This window comes from Streptomyces sp. NBC_01525, from assembly GCF_045040405.1.
GTDB classification, from domain to species: Bacteria; Actinomycetota; Actinomycetes; order Streptomycetales; family Streptomycetaceae; genus Streptomyces; species Streptomyces benahoarensis.
In genome coordinates this window covers 2,253,053-2,269,647 of record NZ_CP109397.1, presented here as the reverse complement: position 1 = coordinate 2,269,647, position 16,595 = coordinate 2,253,053, and the positions used below count along the sequence as shown (strand labels likewise).

11 protein-coding genes are annotated in these 16,595 nt (G+C 76.5%); 6 read left to right on the top strand and 5 right to left on the bottom strand.

Annotation, left to right across the window (positions count from 1 at the left end; translation table 11 throughout):
* Positions 1–132 precede the first annotated feature (132 nt).
* The 5 genes from OG422_RS10065 (at position 133) to OG422_RS10045 (ending at position 5,740) form a co-directional block, all read left to right on the top strand.
* The gene (locus OG422_RS10065; protein WP_405742084.1) at positions 133–756 is read left to right on the top strand and encodes a single-stranded DNA-binding protein; all 624 of its coding nucleotides are present in this window, start codon (positions 133–135) and stop codon (positions 754–756) included.
* 391 nt (positions 757–1,147) lie between these two features.
* On the top strand, positions 1,148–2,536 hold the full coding sequence (locus OG422_RS10060; RefSeq protein ID WP_405742082.1) for an LAETG motif-containing sortase-dependent surface protein: 1,389 nt from the start codon (positions 1,148–1,150) through the stop codon (positions 2,534–2,536).
* A 360-nt stretch (positions 2,537–2,896) separates the two neighbouring features.
* Positions 2,897–4,561, top strand: a complete 1,665-nt coding sequence (gene ettA / locus OG422_RS10055; protein WP_405742080.1) for an energy-dependent translational throttle protein EttA — start codon at positions 2,897–2,899, stop codon at positions 4,559–4,561.
* A gap of 4 nt (positions 4,562–4,565) precedes the next feature.
* Positions 4,566–5,000 (top strand): thioesterase family protein, encoded by a 435-nt coding sequence (locus OG422_RS10050; protein ID WP_143942484.1) that lies wholly within the window; start codon positions 4,566–4,568, stop codon positions 4,998–5,000.
* Complete coding sequence (locus OG422_RS10045) at positions 4,997–5,740, top strand: hypothetical protein (protein WP_143942483.1); 744 nt, start codon at positions 4,997–4,999, stop codon at positions 5,738–5,740. Before OG422_RS10050 ends, OG422_RS10045 begins: the two co-directional genes overlap by 4 nt.
* A gap of 66 nt (positions 5,741–5,806) precedes the next feature.
* Here OG422_RS10045 and OG422_RS10040 read toward each other — a convergent pair whose 3' ends face one another.
* The 4 genes from OG422_RS10040 to OG422_RS10025 form a co-directional block, all read right to left on the bottom strand.
* Positions 5,807–6,811, bottom strand: a complete 1,005-nt coding sequence (locus tag OG422_RS10040; RefSeq protein WP_143942488.1) for an ABC transporter ATP-binding protein — start codon at positions 6,809–6,811, stop codon at positions 5,807–5,809.
* 137 nt (positions 6,812–6,948) lie between these two features.
* The gene (locus OG422_RS10035; protein WP_405742077.1) at positions 6,949–9,630 is read right to left on the bottom strand and encodes an FtsX-like permease family protein; all 2,682 of its coding nucleotides are present in this window, start codon (positions 9,628–9,630) and stop codon (positions 6,949–6,951) included.
* 1 nt (position 9,631) lies between these two features.
* Positions 9,632–12,958, bottom strand: a complete 3,327-nt coding sequence (locus OG422_RS10030; protein WP_405742075.1) for an FtsX-like permease family protein — start codon at positions 12,956–12,958, stop codon at positions 9,632–9,634.
* 119 nt (positions 12,959–13,077) lie between these two features.
* Positions 13,078–13,482, bottom strand: coding sequence for a globin (locus OG422_RS10025; protein WP_143942480.1), 405 nt, complete (start codon positions 13,480–13,482; stop codon positions 13,078–13,080).
* A gap of 62 nt (positions 13,483–13,544) precedes the next feature.
* Here OG422_RS10025 and OG422_RS10020 point away from each other — a divergent pair, with 62 nt between their 5' ends.
* Positions 13,545–14,561, top strand: a complete 1,017-nt coding sequence (locus OG422_RS10020) for a methyltransferase domain-containing protein (protein WP_405742073.1) — start codon at positions 13,545–13,547, stop codon at positions 14,559–14,561.
* Between the two features lie 28 nt (positions 14,562–14,589).
* Here OG422_RS10020 and OG422_RS10015 read toward each other — a convergent pair whose 3' ends face one another.
* Positions 14,590–16,053 carry an FHA domain-containing protein gene (locus tag OG422_RS10015; RefSeq protein WP_405742071.1) on the bottom strand — a complete coding sequence of 488 codons (1,464 nt, stop codon included), beginning with the start codon at positions 16,051–16,053 and terminating at the stop codon, positions 14,590–14,592.
* Positions 16,054–16,595 lie beyond the last annotated feature (542 nt).

Genomic DNA, 16,595 nt, shown 5'->3' with positions numbered 1-16,595 from the left:
CGGGGGTTGGCGGATGCGCGCAGCATGAGAACTGTCCACGGCGACAGCGGTGGCCCGCACGGCACGGACGTGGGCGAGGAGCGGAAGAAGAGGCGAGGGCGCCGGGTGACGGCGGCCTGATGAGGGGGAGCGATGAACGACACGATGGTCACGCTGGTGGGGAACGCCGCCACCGCGGTGGAGCACCGGCAGACGGCAACGGGCGTACCGGTGGCGAGATTCCGGCTGGCGGCCACGCCCCGGCGCTGGGACCGGGCGCGCGAGCGGTGGACGGACGGGGACACCAGTTTCTTCACCGTCAAGGCGTGGCGCGCGCTCGCCGACCACGTCGCGGCGTCCGTGACGGTGGGCGAACCACTGATGGTGCAGGGGCGGTTGCGCGTACGGGAGGGCGAGCAGCCCGCGGACCGCGGCGGGCAGCGGTGGCTCGCGGCGGAGGTCGAGGCCGTCGCGATCGGCCATGACCTCACCCGGGGGACCGCAGCGTTCCGCCGGGCGTCACCCCGGGCGCGGATCGAGCCGCAAGCAGGCGAAGACGGCGGGAAGAGCGGGGAGTTGAGTCCGGATTGGTCGACAGGGGAAGGGGCGTGGCGGAAGGCGTCGCCGCCGTCGCCGGTGCCGGACGCGGGCGGAGGGGGGAGCGGTGGCGCGGCCGAAGTCGCTGCGGGCGTCGCGGATGAGGCCGCGGCGAGAGCGGCGGAGGGCGCCGCGGAGAGGGAAGCGCCGGAGGGCGTTGCGGTGGGGGTGATGACGTAGGCGGGGAGTGCCTCCGGGTGGGCTCGGGCCCGAGCCCACCCGGAGGTTGATGGGGTGTCGGTGTCGGTGGCAGTGGTGGCAGTGGTGGCAGTGGTGGCAGTGGTGGCAGTGGTGGCAGTGGTGGCAGTGGTGGTCGGTGGGGAGCGGGGAGGGAGGGGGAGGGGGCCCCGCCCCCGCCGATTTATCGATAATCCCAGCCCCCACGTTCCCCCCTCGATAACGATTGCGATTCGGATCGCGTACGAGGGTGTGATCCCGGGGACCGTGTTGCGCCTTCTCCCTAGGATCCGACGAGTACTCACGGGGGCTGATCTGTTCAGCTGTTGAGTTGTCTGGGATCTTTCCGGCGAGGCTTCTCCCCACTCGACCGCCTCGCCCAGAGGGGAAATTCATGCTTTCGAGGAAGAGGCGGGGCGCAGCCCGCCTTGCCGCCGCGGTCGTGGCTTCGGGCCTGGTCGCGGCGGGTGCGATAGCCACGGCGGGGTCCGCCGTGGCGGACGAGACGGTCGCGGGGCACGGTGGTGCCACGGCCACGCTCGGTGGATTGAAGGTCTACGACCAGGCGATCGTGCACGGTGAGGGTGGGGACCAGCCCCTCGGTGCGGGCCTGTTCGAGATGTCCGTGGACAACGGTGGCACGCTGCAGACGTACTGCATCGACGTGCACAACCCGACGCAGCAGCAGGCGAAGTACCAGGAAGTGCCCTGGAGTGCTTCGTCGTTGCACAACAACGCGGACGCGGGCAAGATCCGCTGGATTCTGCAGAACTCGTACCCGCAGGTGAACGACCTGGCGGCGCTGGCGCAGAAGGCCGGTGCGCAGGGGCTGAGCGAGAAGACGGCGGCGGCCGGTACGCAGGTCGCGATCTGGCGGTTCTCCGACCACGTCAAGGTGGACGCGGTGAACCCGGCGGCGGAGAAGCTCGCCGACTACCTGGAGCGCAGCGCGCGCAACCTCGCGGAGCCGAAGGCGTCGCTGACGCTGGACCCGCCGGCGGTCTCCGGTAAGTCCGGCAGCCGTCTCGGTCCGGTGACGGTGCGTACCAACGCGGACAGCGTCGCGGTCTCCCCGGCCGCGGATCTGCCGTCGGGTGTGAAGGTCGTCGGCAAGGACGGCAAGCCCGTCACCAGCGCCGCCGACGGCTCCCAGCTGTTCTTCGATGTGCCCAAGGGCGCGGAGGACGGCAGCACCTCGCTGACCGTGCAGGCCGCCACGAAGGTGCCGGTCGGCCGGGCCTTCACCGGTATCGGTGAGCACGCGAAGAGTCAGACGCAGATCCTGGCCGGGTCCAGCGAGTCGACGGTGTCGGCGGCGGCGACCGCGTCGTGGAAGAAGCAGGGTGCCGTTCCCGCGGTGACCGCGCAGAAGAACTGCTCCAAGGGCGGGGTGGACGTCACCACCACCAACCGTGGTGACGAGGCGTTCCCCTTCTCGCTGTCCGGCAAGGACTACGAGGTCGCGCCGGGTGAGTCGAAGACCGTGACGGTGCCGGTGGGCGAGGACCAGCCGTACAAGATCACGGTGAAGGGCGAGGGCGGCTTCGAGAAGACGTTCTCGGGGGTGCTGGACTGCAAGACCGCCGGTTCCGGTGGCGGCAAGCCCACCCCGCAGCCCAGCCCGGCGTCGGTGGGCGGCACCAGCGGTGGTGACACCGGCGGCGGTGACCTCGCCGAGACCGGTTCCAGCAGCGCCACCCCGGTGATCGCGGGCGCCGCGGTCGCGCTGGTGCTGATCGGCGGCGGCGCGGTGTTCTTCCTCCGTAAGAAGAGGGCTGCGTAACACCTCCTCGTGAGCGACGGCGGGCGGCACCCCTGAGACGGGCGCCGCCCGCCGCCGTATGCCCGGACGGGCACGCACCGCAGGCCGGACGGCGGCCACGGGCCCGAGGCGGTCACGAGCCGCGGGCCCGGTCCGGGCCCCGGGCCCGCACTCCGCCCAGCGGTGTACCGGCGCCGCAGCCCGGCCGTCCCCGGGCACCTCCTCCGCCCCGCTGTCCCCGGCATTCCCCCGCGCGTTTCCGCCTGGGCAGGGCCGTACGGCAAGATGGGTGTATCTGCCTTCGCGCGGCCACGCCGCTTCATGGCCCACGCGGCGGAGCCCCTACAGACCCGCACGATCCAGACTGCCGGACGGTTTCTCTTGGCTGAGTACATCTACACGATGCGCAAGACGCGCAAGGCGCACGGTGACAAGGTCATCCTCGATGACGTGACGCTGAGCTTCCTGCCGGGCGCGAAGATCGGTGTCGTGGGCCCCAACGGCGCCGGTAAGTCCACGGTGCTGAAGATCATGGCAGGTCTTGAGCAGCCCTCGAACGGTGACGCGTTCATCTCCCCCGGCTACACCGTCGGCATGCTCCTGCAGGAGCCGCCGCTGGACGAGTCGAAGACGGTGCTGGAGAACGTCCAGGACGGCGCCAAGGAGATCATGGGCAAGCTCCGGCGCTTCAACGAGGTCGCCGAGCTGATGGCGACCGACTACTCCGACGCGCTGATGGAGGAGATGGGCAAGCTCCAGGAGGACCTCGACCACGCCAACGCGTGGGACCTGGACACCCAGCTGGAGCAGGCGATGGACGCGCTGGGCTGCCCGTCCGGTGACTGGCCGGTCACCAACCTCTCCGGTGGTGAGCGGCGCCGCGTCGCGCTGTGCAAGCTGCTGCTGGAGGCGCCCGACCTGCTGCTTCTCGACGAGCCCACCAACCACCTGGACGCCGAGTCCGTGCAGTGGCTGGAGCAGCACCTCGCGAAGTACCCGGGCACCGTCGTCGCCGTCACCCACGACCGGTACTTCCTCGACAACGTCGCCGGCTGGATCCTGGAGCTGGACCGCGGCCGGGCCATCGGCTACGAGGGCAACTACTCCACGTACCTGGAGACCAAGCAGACCCGTCTGAAGGTCGAGGGCCAGAAGGACGCCAAGCGCGCCAAGCGGCTCAAGGACGAGCTGGAGTGGGTCCGCTCCAACGCGAAGGGGCGGCAGGCCAAGTCGAAGGCGCGTCTGGCGCGTTACGAGGAGATGGCCGCCGAGGCGGACAAGATGCGGAAGCTGGACTTCGAGGAGATCCAGATCCCGCCGGGCCCGCGTCTGGGCAGTGTCGTCGTCGAGGTGGAGAACCTCTCGAAGGCGTTCGGCGAGAAGGTCCTCATCGACGATCTGTCGTTCACGCTGCCGCGCAACGGCATCGTCGGCGTCATCGGTCCGAACGGCGCGGGCAAGACCACGCTGTTCAAGATGCTCCAGGGCCTGGAGACGCCGGACGGCGGTTCCATCAAGGTCGGCGAGACGGTGAAGATCTCCTACGTCGACCAGAGCCGCGAGAACATCGACCCGAAGAAGACGCTGTGGGCCGTCGTCTCCGACGAGCTGGACTACATCAACGTCGGCCAGGTCGAGATGCCGTCGCGCGCGTACGTGTCGGCGTTCGGCTTCAAGGGCCCGGACCAGCAGAAGCCTGCCGGGGTGCTCTCCGGCGGTGAGCGCAACCGCCTCAACCTGGCGCTCACCCTCAAGCAGGGCGGCAACCTCCTGCTCCTCGACGAGCCGACCAACGACCTCGACGTCGAGACCCTGTCGTCGCTGGAGAACGCGCTGCTGGACTTCCCCGGCTGCGCCGTGGTCGTCTCCCACGACCGCTGGTTCCTCGACCGCGTCGCCACGCACATCCTGGCGTACGAGGGCGAATCCAAGTGGTTCTGGTTCGAGGGCAACTTCGAGTCGTACGAGAAGAACAAGGTCGAGCGGCTCGGTGCCGACGCGGCCCGTCCGCACCGTGCGACGTACAAGAAGCTGACGCGGGGCTGACGTCGTGCGCCATACCTTCGCCTGCCCCCTGCGCTGGTCCGACATGGACGCGTTCGGTCATGTCAACAACGCGGTATTCGTGCGCTATCTCGAAGAGGCGCGGATCGACTTCATGGACCGGCTGGCGCCGGGGGACGGCAGCGTGTCGTTCACCGGCGGGTCCGTCGTCGCCCGGCACGAGATCGACTACGTCCGCCCGCTGGTGCACCGGCACGCCCCGGTGGCCATCGAGATGTGGGTCACCAAGATCAGTGCCGCGTCGATGACGGTCGCCTATGAGGTCAAGGACGAGGAGACGCTGTATCTGCGTGCCTCGACCGTCGTCGTGCCGTACGACTTCGCGGCCGAGCGGCCCCGCCGCCTGACCGCGGAGGAGAAGGCGCATCTGAAGGAGTACCTCGACGACGCCGCGCAGTCGAAGGGGGCAGTCGCCGGATGACGGTGCTGCGCCTGGCCGATGCCGGGGAGGCGGCGGATCTCGCCGCCTTCCTGGCCCGGCTGCTGCATTACGACAAGGCCGCCGCGGTGCGGTTGCAGGGCGGTGGTGGGGCGCTGGCCGTCTTCGGGCGGCCGCCGTCCTTCGAGGTCCTGGCGATCCGCACGGCCCGGCTCGCCGATCCGCGGGGCCCCGGCGGCCCCGACGGGATGCGGCTGGACACCACCGTCTCCGCCGGTGATCTGCTGGAGGCGATCGCTCCGGAGGATGCCGGGGAGGCCGCCGGTGCGCTGACGGTGCCCGCGGCCGTCACCGGGCCGCCGTGGGCCGGGGTGCTGCCGCCGCGTGGCGGCTGGCGGCGGGTGCCGGGGCTGCCGGGTCCCGAGGCGCTGGGCCGGGCGGTCGCCGCGGCGGTCGCGGAGTTCCGGGCCCGGGACGAGGCGCTGGCCCCGCAGGACCGCACCCGCGCGGCGCGGGACGCGATCGGCCGGGAGATCTGGTCGCGGACGCTCGGCGACACCCGGCTGCCGCTGCGCGCCGTGCATGCCGCGCGGTCCCTGGGGTTCCTGCGCCCCGCGCAGGTCGCGGCGGGCCCCGGCGGCGGGACACTGACCGCGCCCGCCCCGCAGCCGCCCGTGCTGCTCGCCGCCGGTGGCTGGCTGCGGCTGTCCACGGCGTACGGGTCGGTGGCGGTACGGGTGGCGGGCCCGGGGCTTTCCGGGCTGACGGTCACGCCGACCTGAGCGGGGCCGTCCGGCCTGCTCCTGTCCGGCCCGAGCGGTGGGGCCCGGCGCCCGGCCGGTGACCGCTCAGGCGCCGGGCGCCGCACCCCGAGCATCCCCGTCCTGAGGATCCCGGTCCGCCTCCCCGGTCGTACGGGTGCGGGCCGCGTCGTCGGCGGTGTGGTCGGGCCAGACGCCGATGTGGTCGCTCTCCAGCTCCAGCAGCACCCGGTGCGCCATGCCCAGGCTCGTCATGTGGTCGGTGGGCAGTTGCAGGCGTCCGGCGCGGTCGAGCATCGCGTACTCGCGGGAGACCAGCGATTCCGTGCCGGTCGCCGCGTCGCGTTCGGTGCGGCGCAGCACCTCCGACGCGGTGCGGCCGTCGCGGATGGCGACGGTGCGGCGCACCTCGTCGGCGACCGTCCGGTCGTGGGTGACGATGACGACGGTGGTGCCCAGCTCCTCGTTGGCGGTGCGGAACGCGGCGAAGACCTGCTCGGCGGTGGCGGAGTCCAGTTCGCCGGTCGGCTCGTCCGCGAGCAGCACCTTCGGGGTGTTGGCGAGGGCGACGGCGATGGCGGCGCGCTGCTGCTCCCCGCCGGACATCTCGTGCGGGCGGCGGTCGCGGCAGTGGCCGAGCGACAGCATCGCCAGCAGCTCTTCGGCGGCCCGGGCCCGCTCCGCGCGGCGCCGCCCGCCCGCCAGCCGCATCGGCAGGGCCACGTTCTGCAGTGCGGTGAGGTACGGCAGGAGGTTGCGGGCGGTCTGCTGCCATACGAAGCCGACGGTGTCGCGGCGGTAGGCGAGGCGGTCCCGGGCGCCCATCGTCAGCAGGTCGCGGCCGTCGACGCGGGCGGCTCCGGCGGTGGGGACGTCCAGTCCGGCGAGGATGTTCATCAGCGTCGATTTACCGCTGCCGGACGCGCCGACCAGGGCCATCAACTCGCCCTCGGCGACCAGCAGATCGAGCCCCTGGAGGGCTTGGACCTCCACGCCGTCGGTGGCGAAGACGCGGACCAGCCGGTCGCAGACGATCAGCGCGTCGTGGCCGTAGGCGGGGCGGTCACCACGGGAGGCGGCGCGGCGCTCCAGCTCGGCGAGGCCGGCCGGGGTGGAGCCGTCCGGCGTGCGGCCCTCCGGTGCGCCGCCCTCCGGCGCGTCGTGGTCCGGTGCACGGCCCTCCGGCGTGCCGTCGTCCGCCGTCCCGTCGGCGTGTGCGGGTCGTTCCGTCACAGGTCACCTGCTCTCCGGTCGGGGGACTGCCGTCGTCCACTCGGCCATGCCTGGGCCAGGGCCGCCACCAGGGTGAGGACGAGGATGCCCGCCGAGGGCAGCAGCAGCGTGGCGGGCCCGGTCCGCAGGTGGACGGTGCCGGCCGTGCTGCCGGGCAGTGCCAGCGGGGTGAGGTCGGTCGCCGGGCCCAGCAGCCACAGGGTGGCGGCGGCGGTCACCGCCCCGCCGGCCGCCGCGAGCAGGGCCTGCGGCAGCGCCTCCAGGACCAGCAGCCGCCGCCCCTGCCGCCGGGTCATGCCCAGGGCCCGCAACCGGTCGAGCAGCGGGGCGCGTTCGGGCGCCGCCCGCAGCCCGTCGAGCAGCAGGGCCAGCAGCGCGAACCCGGCGCCGGCGGCGGTCGCCGCGCCGTACAGCCGCGCGGCGCCCTGCTGGAGCGGCGCGTCCGCGAGGCGCGCGCGGACCTCCCCGCGCAACACCGTCGTGGGGTGCGCGCCGGGCGGGGTGTGCGCGCGGACGGCGGCGCGGAGCGCGGCGGGGTCGGGGGAGGCGCCGGAGAGCAGCAGGGCGGTGGGCCCGGTGTCGGCGTCCGGGTGGCAGCGGTGCACGGCGTCGGCGGCGACCACCAGGAAGTCGCCGCCGGGCAGTGCGGGGGTGTCGGCGCGTACCGCGACGGGCCGGACGACGAGCGCCCCGGCCTCGGGCTGCAGCGGCATCGGGTCGCGGCCGAAGCGGCGGAGGACGTCGGGGGAGACGAGGGCGGGCAGCGGGGCGTCGCCGCCGGGGTCGGCGAGGGTGCGGGCCGGGAACGCGCCGAGGCCGGTGGCGCGGGACAGCCGGGCGTAGGCGTCGGCGTCGGCGACGACGAGGGTCAGCGGCGGGCCGTTGTCCGGCGCGGGCTGCACCTCGGTACGTACCGGTACGGCGTCGGTGACGCCCGGGACCTTGGTCAGCGCGGTACGGAGGGCGGGCGGCAGGGGCCGGTCGGAGGTGATGCGGGCCTCCGCGCCGACGGCGGTGAGGGCGGCGGCGTCCCGGCCGTGGCCGACGCCGGACAGCACCGCGCCGCCGAAGGTTGCGCAGGTCAGGGCGGTCAGCAGGGCGAGCAGCGGCAGCCCGGTGGCAGTCCGGGCGCGCCCGGCGCGGGCCAGCGCCAGGAAGCCGGTGAGACCGCGGCGCCGGGCGGCGGGCCGGGCCAGCGCGCGCAGCGGCAGCGGAGGGAGCCGGAGCAGCACCAGCGTGGCGATCACCGCGATCAGCACGGGCGCGGCGCTGACCAGGAGGTCGGGACCGTCCGCCGGGCCGTGACGCCGCAGCGCCGCGACGGCCGCGGCGGCGAGGGCGACGGTGGTCGGTTCGGCGACGGCGCGGCGGCGGGAGGGCCGGGCGGTGGCGGTGTCGCGGCGGGCCGCGGGGTGCGGGCGCCGGTGGGTTTGGGCGGCCCGCAGCGGCAGGACGGCCGCGCCCGCCACGGCGACGCCGACCGCGGCGAGCAGCGGGCCGGTGGCCGGTGCGCCGGGAGAACCGGGGACGAGGAGCCGGGCGGCCGCCCAGCCGGCCGCGGCGGCGGGCAGCGCCACCGCGCAGGTACCCGCCGCGAGACGTCCGGCCAGTCCGGGGAGGGAGGCGCCGCGCGCCCGCAGCAGGGCGAGTTCGTCGTGGCGGCGGGCGGCGGCGAGGGATCCGGCCATGACGAGGACCACGGCGGCGGTGGTGGCGACGGTGCAGGCGGCGACGGCGATGACCGGTGTGAGGGCGGCACGGGCCCGTTCGTAGCCGGTCAGGAGGGTGTCGGCGGCGGTGTCGACGACGGTGTCGGGGCCGGTCGCGGCGCGGACGGCGGTGAGGCCCGCGCCGTGTTCGAGGGAGGCCAGCCGGGCGCGCAGCGCCGGAACCTGACGGGCGGTGAGGGCGCGCGGGTCGAGCCCGTACCACCAGAACTTCTCCGGGGCGCCCCGCTCGTCGGCGGCGAGTGCGGGGCCGTCGCCCGGCGCCAGCAGCAGCGCGGCACGCCAGGCGCGCTGCGGGGGGACGCCGCTGGTGGCGGAGAGGTGCGGGCCGGTCAGCAGGTCGTCGAGGGACCAGTACGTGCCGGTGGCGGCGCGGGGCGTGAACAGGCCGGTGATCCGGACGGTCAGGGCGCCGGGGTGCAGGGTGTCGCCGGGGCGCAGCCGCAGGGCGCGGGCGGTGGCGGTGGTGACGGCGGCCTCCAGCACCGGGGCGCCGGGGGCCGCGGCGCGCGGCAGGCGGCCCCCGGTGAGCGTGGCGTGGTCGGCGAGGCCGGCGGGCGCGTACAGGGCGAACGCGGCGGGTGCGCCGTCCGGGCGGGGCAGCGCGGGGTCGGGGGCGGTCAGCGGGACGGTGGTGCGGACGCCGTGCACCGCGTCGCCGGGCGCGACGGGGACGCCCAGGGTGCGGCGCACCGCCCGGTCCTCGCGGTCGGTGCGTGCCGGGGCGAAGGCCGTGCCGGGGCCGGTGGTGTCGGCGCGGGCCAGGGAGAGCTGGAGGGTGCGCTGCTCGGCGGGGGCGGTGGCGAGGGCCGCGCGGGCGCCGCGGGTCTCGTACGCGTCGGCGCCGCGGACGAACGCGGCGGCGAGGAACGCGGTGAGCAGCACGAGCGCGCCGAGGACCAGGGCGGGGCCGTACGCGGGGTGCCGGGCGGGGCCGGGGGTGCGGGTCATGTCAGAGGGCTCCCCGGCCGCGCAGGTCCCGGACGGTGTCGCCGCGCCGGGCGGCCACCGCGGCGGTGGTCAGCAGCGGCACCGCGACGACCGCGGCGATCAGCAGCGCCACCTGCCCGGCCGGCAGCTCCACCAGGACCGGCGGGACGGGCCGGCCGGCGTGTTCGGTCAGGACGATCAGCGGGACGACGGCGTGGGTCAGCAGCGCGCCGAGGGCCGCGCCGACGGCGGTGGCCGCCGCGATCAGCAGGCCCTGTTCGGCCACGACCGCGCGGGCCCGGCGGCGCCGGGACGCGCCCAGGGCCCGCAGCACGGCGAACTCCCCGGCGCGGGCGCGCAGCGCGGCGGCGCAGCCGACCGCGAAGCCCGCCGCGGCCAGCGCGACGGCCACCGCCGTGGCCGCGGCGAGCGCCGCCCGCGGGCCGCGGCCCAGCGGGTCGCCGTGGAGCGCGGCGGCGGTCTCGTCGCGGACCAGGACCTGCCCGGGCTCGGTGTCGGCGCGCCCGCGCAGGGCGGCCGCGGCCCGCGCCGCGTCGCCGCCCGCGGGCCGGATCCACCACTCGGTGGCGGGCAGCGGCGCCGCGTCGCGGTCGGTGAGCGCCTCGTTGACGGCGCCGAGGTCGACGAGGAGCCCCGCGCCGTCGGCGGGCCGGTCGGCGGGGCCGGGCAGCGCCCGCACGGCGCGGACGATACGGGCCCGCAGCGGCTGCCCGTTGACGGTGACGTCCACCGTCGCGCCCGTTGTGGAGCCGCTGGCGCGCAGATACGCGTCGGTGGCGACGGCGGGCAGCGGGCCGCGCGGCGGATGGGCGGCGAGGGTGCGGACGGTGGTGACGGCGGCGCCGTAGCCGTCGGCGGGCCGGGCGCCGGTGTCGTAGGTCTGGGCGGCGAGCGCACCGGGCGGGACGGTGGCGGCACCGGCGCGCGGGCCGAAATCCTGGTCGGCGTAGGTGCTCTTGGTGCCGAGCTGCCCGGTCCAGGCCAGGCCGCGGGGCGGGCGCAGGGTGTGGTGGGTGCCGTCGGGGAGGTCGGCGCGGGCGGCGGTGAGGGTGAGCTGCTGGCGGTGGGCGACCGGCGGCTGGGACAGGGTGGCGGTGAGCGCGGTCAGCCGCAGCGGCCCGACGGCCGCGCCGCCGCTCCCGGCCGCGGCGGTGAGATCGGCGGTGAGGGTGTGCGGCCGCCCGTCGGCGGCGACGCGGCCCAGGGCCAGCGGGTACGGCGCGCCGTGGCCGTCGGTGAGCTGGACGGTCAGGTCGGCGGGGACCGGCCCGGTGTCGTGCGCCGGGGCGCCGGGGGCGGCGGCGAGGGTGTGCAGCGAGCGGAGGGCGACGGTCAGCCGTAGCCGGGCGGTGCGGTCGGGCAGGGCCACACCGGGGGCGCCGCCCGCGGGGGCCGGGGCCCGCAGGACGGGGTCGGCGGCGCGGCCCGGCGGGGCGTCGGCCGAGCCGCCGACGAGGTCGCCGCGGAGCAGCAGGGTGCCGGTGGCGGCCCGGGTGTCGAGGGTGAGGAGGGTGGCGGTGTGGCCGTCGGAGAGGCTCAGCGTGGCCTGCCCGGCGGGCAGCGCCGCCGCCACGCCCGGGGTGGCCGCCAGCGCGCCGCCCGTCCCGAACTGCGGGGCACGGCCCGCCAGGACGCGGACGGCGGCGCCCGCGCGGTGGTCGGCCTGGTCGTCCTGGGAGCGGTCCCAGGAGGCGCGTTGGCCGACGGCCAGCATGCCCAGCGCGGTGGCGAGGACGAGCAGCAGCACCGGGCCGGTGGCGCCGGTGGTGCGGCGGCCGATCTGCCAGGCGGCGAGCGCGGCGGTCAGGCCCCGCCCGGCGGCCGCGGCGCGCTCGGCGAGGCGGGCGGCGAGCGGCAGCAGCCGCAGCGTCACCACGGCGCCCGCGAGCAGCGCCAGCGCGGGCGCCGCCACCGGCACCGGATCGATGACCGGACGCCCGGCGGCATCCTCGGTCAGCACCCCGCCGCCGTCCGCGGCGTGCTGCCGCAGCTGCACGTAGGCGACAGCGGCGAGGACGAGAAGCCCCAGATCGGCCCCGGCGCGCAGCGCCCCGGGCGGCGCGGCGAACCGGCGGCGGCCGGGCCGCGCCGCCCCGGTGCGCAGGGCGGGCGCCGCCAGGGTGAGGGCGCACCCCAGCGCCACGGCGGCGCCGGTGGCCCAGGTGGTGGCGGTCGGGGCGGTGTCGAGCGGCAGGCCGTCGGAGGCGAGGAGCCGCAGCAGCGGTACGGCGAGGAGCGGGGCGGCGACGGCGGCGGGCAGGGCGAGGAGCAGCGCCTCGGTGAGGGCGGCGGCGGCCAGGGTGCGGCGGGCGCCGCCGCGGGCCCGCAACAGCGCGCCCTCCGTGGCGCGTTCCCCGTTCAGCGCCCCGGCGACCAGCAGCAGCGCGGCACCCGCGAGAAGGATCAGCTGGAGGGCGACGATCCGGACGCCGGAGCGGTTGACGAGCAGGGCGCGCCGCAACTCCCGCAGGGTGTCGGGGAGTTCGGTGCTCGCGGTGGCGCGCCCCGCGAACGCCGGATCGGCCATCAGCGCCTTGGCCGCCGGGCGGGCGGCATCCGTCAGCGCGTCCAGCCGCCCCGCGGTCAGGGTGCGGAAGTCCCCGGTGACCAGCCACCCGGCCGACTCCTGGGCGACCCGCCCGCCGTGGAACGCCTCCGGGGCGGTCAGCAGCGGCCCGTAGGTGGTGAACCCGAGGGTGCGCACGCCCCGGCCGCCGAGTTCGTCGAGTTTCCAGTAGGGGTCGGTGCGGTTCTTGGGGCGCCATACGCCGGTGACGCGGATGGTCAGGTCGGGGCCGGACAGCCGGTCGGTGAGGGTGAGGCGGCGGCCGGGGGCGATCCCCAGCCGGGCGGCGGCCGCCTCCGGCAGCGCCACCTGGAGCGGCCCGCCGCCGCTGGGCGCGGCGGGCCGGGTGCCCGCGGTGAAGGTGACGCGGGACGGGTCGAGGGCGGCGAGCTGGGTGAGGTCCGGGTCGCCGCCGCGCCGCGGACGGACGCCGGGCGCCGCGAGGCCGCCGGGCAGTGCGTACGGGCCGGAGCGGACCGGCGTCCGGACGCCGTAGGGCAGGCCGCCGAAGGCCCGGTCGGCGCCGCGGCGCACCGCGCGGTCGGCGGGTGCGGTGGCGTCGGCTGGCAGCTGCGCGGTGACGCGGAGGGCCGCCGCGGGCGCGGCGCGGGTGGCGAGGGCCCGGCGGAGTCCGGCGTCACCGACGGCGTCGGCGTAGCCGGTGAGGGTGGTCAGGACCGTCGTGGTCAGCAGCACCGCGACGAGCGCGGCGCCGGGCAGCAGCCGGTGCGCACGCAGACGCGGAAGGACGAAGCCGAACACGGGGCCCCCTGCACCGTTCAGCAACCGAACACTGTTCGGATGCTGTCAGAGCGGGGCCCGTGCCGTCAGCCGACCGCCGGGACGTCACCGGATCGTGACACGCGGCGCCACCGGGCCGCTCAGCCCGGGGAGTTGATCATCGTGGTGGCGGCGTACGTGAAGTAGTTCCACAGCTGCGCGGCGTGCTCCTCGGACAGCTCCAGGGAGTCCACCGCGTCCCGCATCAGGCGCAGCCAGGCGTCGTGGGCGGCGCGGTCCACGGTGAACGGCGCGTGCCGCATCCGCAGCCGCGGGTGGCCGCGGCGCTCGCTGTAGGTGCGCGGCCCGCCCCAGTACTGCATCAGGAACAGCGTCATCCGCTCCTCGGCCGGACCGAGGTCCTCCTCCGGGTACATCGGCCGCAGCAGCGGGTCGCCGGCCACGCCCTCGTAGAAGCGGCGCACCAGACGGCGGAAGGTTTCCTCGCCGCCGACCTGGTCGTAGAAGGTCTGCTCCGGATCGGTGGTGCGTGGGTCGTCAGTCACCCGTCCATGGTGTCAGACACGCCGACCGGCGCGGGCCGGGTCGCGGGGTGGACAGTGGAGACATGGACGCGGAACGGGGCGACCCCGCCGGGCCCGCGGCGGCGGTCGCGGAGCGGGAGCGGCTGGTACGCGGCATCGAACGCGGCGGCGGGCTGCGCGATGCGCGCTGGCGGGCGGCGTTCGCCGCGGTGCCGCGCGAGGCGTTCGTCCCGGTCTTCCACGACAGCGTCCTCGGCGGCTACGAGCGGCTGTCGGGCGACGACGCCGATCCGCTGCGCCGGGCCGCCTGGCTGCGCGGCGTCTACCAGGACGCGCCGCTGGCGCTCCGCGTCGACGACGAGGGGCGGCTGGTGTCGTCCAGCAGCCAGCCGTCGCTGATGGCGCTGATGCTGGAGGAGCTGGAGGTCACCGACGGCTGCCGGGTCCTGGAGGTCGGCACTGGCAGCGGCTACAACGCCGCCCTCCTCACCCACCGGCTCGGCGCCTCCCGGGTGACCACCGTCGACCTGGAGGAGGAGATCACCGCGCCGGCCCGGGAACGGCTGGCGGCCGCCGGGTTCCGGCCGTACGTGGTGACCGGCGACGGGGCGCTCGGCTGCCCGTCCCGCGCCCCCTTCGACCGGATCATCGCAACCTGCTCGCTGGGGGCGGTGCCGACGGCCTGGCCCCGGCAGTGCGCGGCGGACGCGGTGATCCTCGCGCCGCTCGGCACCGGCCTGCTGAAGCTGCGGGTGGCGCCGGACGGCCGCGCCGAGGGCCGCTTCCTGCCCACCCCGGTGTACTTCGTACCGCTGCGCACCCCCGGCCGGGCGGCCGGCGCCGACGGGGCGTACGAGGTGGACGCGGTGGGGCTGGGGCTGCCCCGCGAGGCGCTGGGTGACGACCGGTTCCGCTTCCTGCTGGACATCGGCGCGGCCGGACTGCTGCCGCAGGAGGCGTACGTGCTGTGGCGGCGCGAGCGGCGGCCGCGGCGGGAGCGGTACGGCGTGACGGTCGAGGGCGACCGCCAGTGGTTCTGGCTCGACGATCCGTCCGGCCCCTACGCCTGGGAGCTGGGCGGATACCCGAACGGGGCGTGACCGTGCAGGTCACGCCCCGTTCGTGGGGTCAGCCGCGGCGGACGGTCAGCGTCGTCCACGCGCCGACGTGCACCCGGTCGCCCTCGTGCAGCGCGACGGGGACGTACGGCTGGATCGGCTCCTCGGCGAGGTTGAGCGTGGTGCCGTTGGTGGAGTTCTGGTCCACCACGGCCCAGCTGCCGTCCGGCTGCTGCACCAGCAGCGCGTGCTGATGCGAGACACCCGGGTCCTCGGGCGAGCGGCCCAGGTCGACGTCGGGCGACTCACCGGTGCTGTTGCGCCGCCGCCCGATGGCGATCTGCCCACCGGCCAGCGGCAGCTGCTGCTCGGGGCCGTACGCGGGGAGGTTGAGCCCCGTGGCCTCCGGGCCGCTGCGCTCCATCATCGCCGCGAAGTACGCACGGTCCGGTGCGATGGCGACGACCCAGCCGTCCCCGACGACCGGAGCCGGACCCTGCGGCGCCTCCGGCGCCTGCCCCGGGCCGCCGCCCCACTGCTGCTCACCCGGCGGGGGCGGCGTCTGCTGCGGGTCGTACGGACCGGGCTGCTGCGGCGGCACCGGGCCCTGCGGCGGTCCGGGCGGCTGCTGCCCGAACGGCGCCGGGGGCGCGGGCGGCGCGCCCTGGGCGTCCGGCGGGCTCAGCGGCCAGTCGTCCCCGGGCTGCTGCGGCGGCACGGGCTGACCACCGGGCGGCGGGCCCTGCTGCGGCGGCGGGAAGCCGTAACCGTCCTGCGGCGGCGGGAAGCCCTGCGGGCCGGGGCCCGGTGCGGGCGGGAAGCCGTAGCCGCCCTGGGGGCCGCCGGGCGGCGGGCCCGGGTGTCCGACGGGCGGCGCGAACGACGCGGGCGCCTGCCCGGCGAAGGCGAAGCGGCACTCCTCACAGGACGGCGCACCCGCGGCCCGCGGCGTACCGCACTGCGGGCACGCCTCGGGCACCCCCTGCTGCTCGGGGCCCGGCGCGGGCGGGAAACCGTAAGCGCCCTGCGGCGGCTGACCCGGACCACCCTGCGGGCCGGGGCCCGGCGCGGGCGGGAAGCCGTAACCGCCCTGGGGGCCGCCGGGACCGGCCGCACCCGGGGGCGGCGGGAAGCCCTGGCCGCCCTGGGGACCGCCGGGCGGCGGGAAACCGGGCGCACCCTGCGGCGCGGGCGGCGGGAAGCCGTAACCGCCCTGCGACGGGCCGTCCTGCGGCGCGGGCGGCGGGAAACCGTAGCCGTCCTGCGGCGCGGGTGGCGGGAAGCCGTAGCCGTCCTGCGGCGCGGGCGGCGGGAAGCCGTAGCCGTCCTGCGGGGCACCGGGAGGCGGCGGCATCTGACCGGGCGGCGGACCGGCCTGGCCCGGCGGCGGGAAGCCGTAACCGTCCTGCGGCTGGCCCTGGGGACCACCCGGCGGCGGGAAGGCGTAGCCGTCCTGCGGACCCGGGCCGCCCTGGGGCGAGGGGGGCGGCGGGAAACCGTAGCCATCCTGGGGGCCGCCCGGAGGCGGGGGCATCTGACCCGGGGGAGGCCCGGTGGGTGCGCCGGGAGGCGGCGGCATCTGACCGGGCGGCGGACCGGTGGGCGCGCCCGGCGGCGGACCGGCCTGGCCCGGCGGCGGGAAGCCGTAACCGTCCTGTGGCGGGGGGAAGCCCTGGCCGTCCTGCGGCGGGGGACCTCCCTGGGGGCCGCCGGGCGGCGGGAAGCCCTGACCCGGGGGCGGCGGGCCGGGGCTTCCGGCGGGCGGGGCGTTCAGGAAGCCGGCGGGCAGGGAGGGCGGCGGGGGGACGGCGCCCGCCATCGGCCGGCCGCACACCTCGCACCAGTCCTCGGCCACCGACTGGTGTCCGTTCGGGCAGGTAGGCATGTCGGTTTCTTCCCCCTCCGTACCGTCTCCGGCGCTTACGGCCGGTGCTCTCGTTGGTCTGTCATGGCGTGGGGCGGACCGTCTCACGGCCGCGGCGGGAGTGCCCCACGCGCGGCGGAGCCGCCGCCCCGTCGCACAGTACCGTTCGCCCTGCCACGGCCGCCGCCCGCCTCGGAAGGGGGAACGCCCGC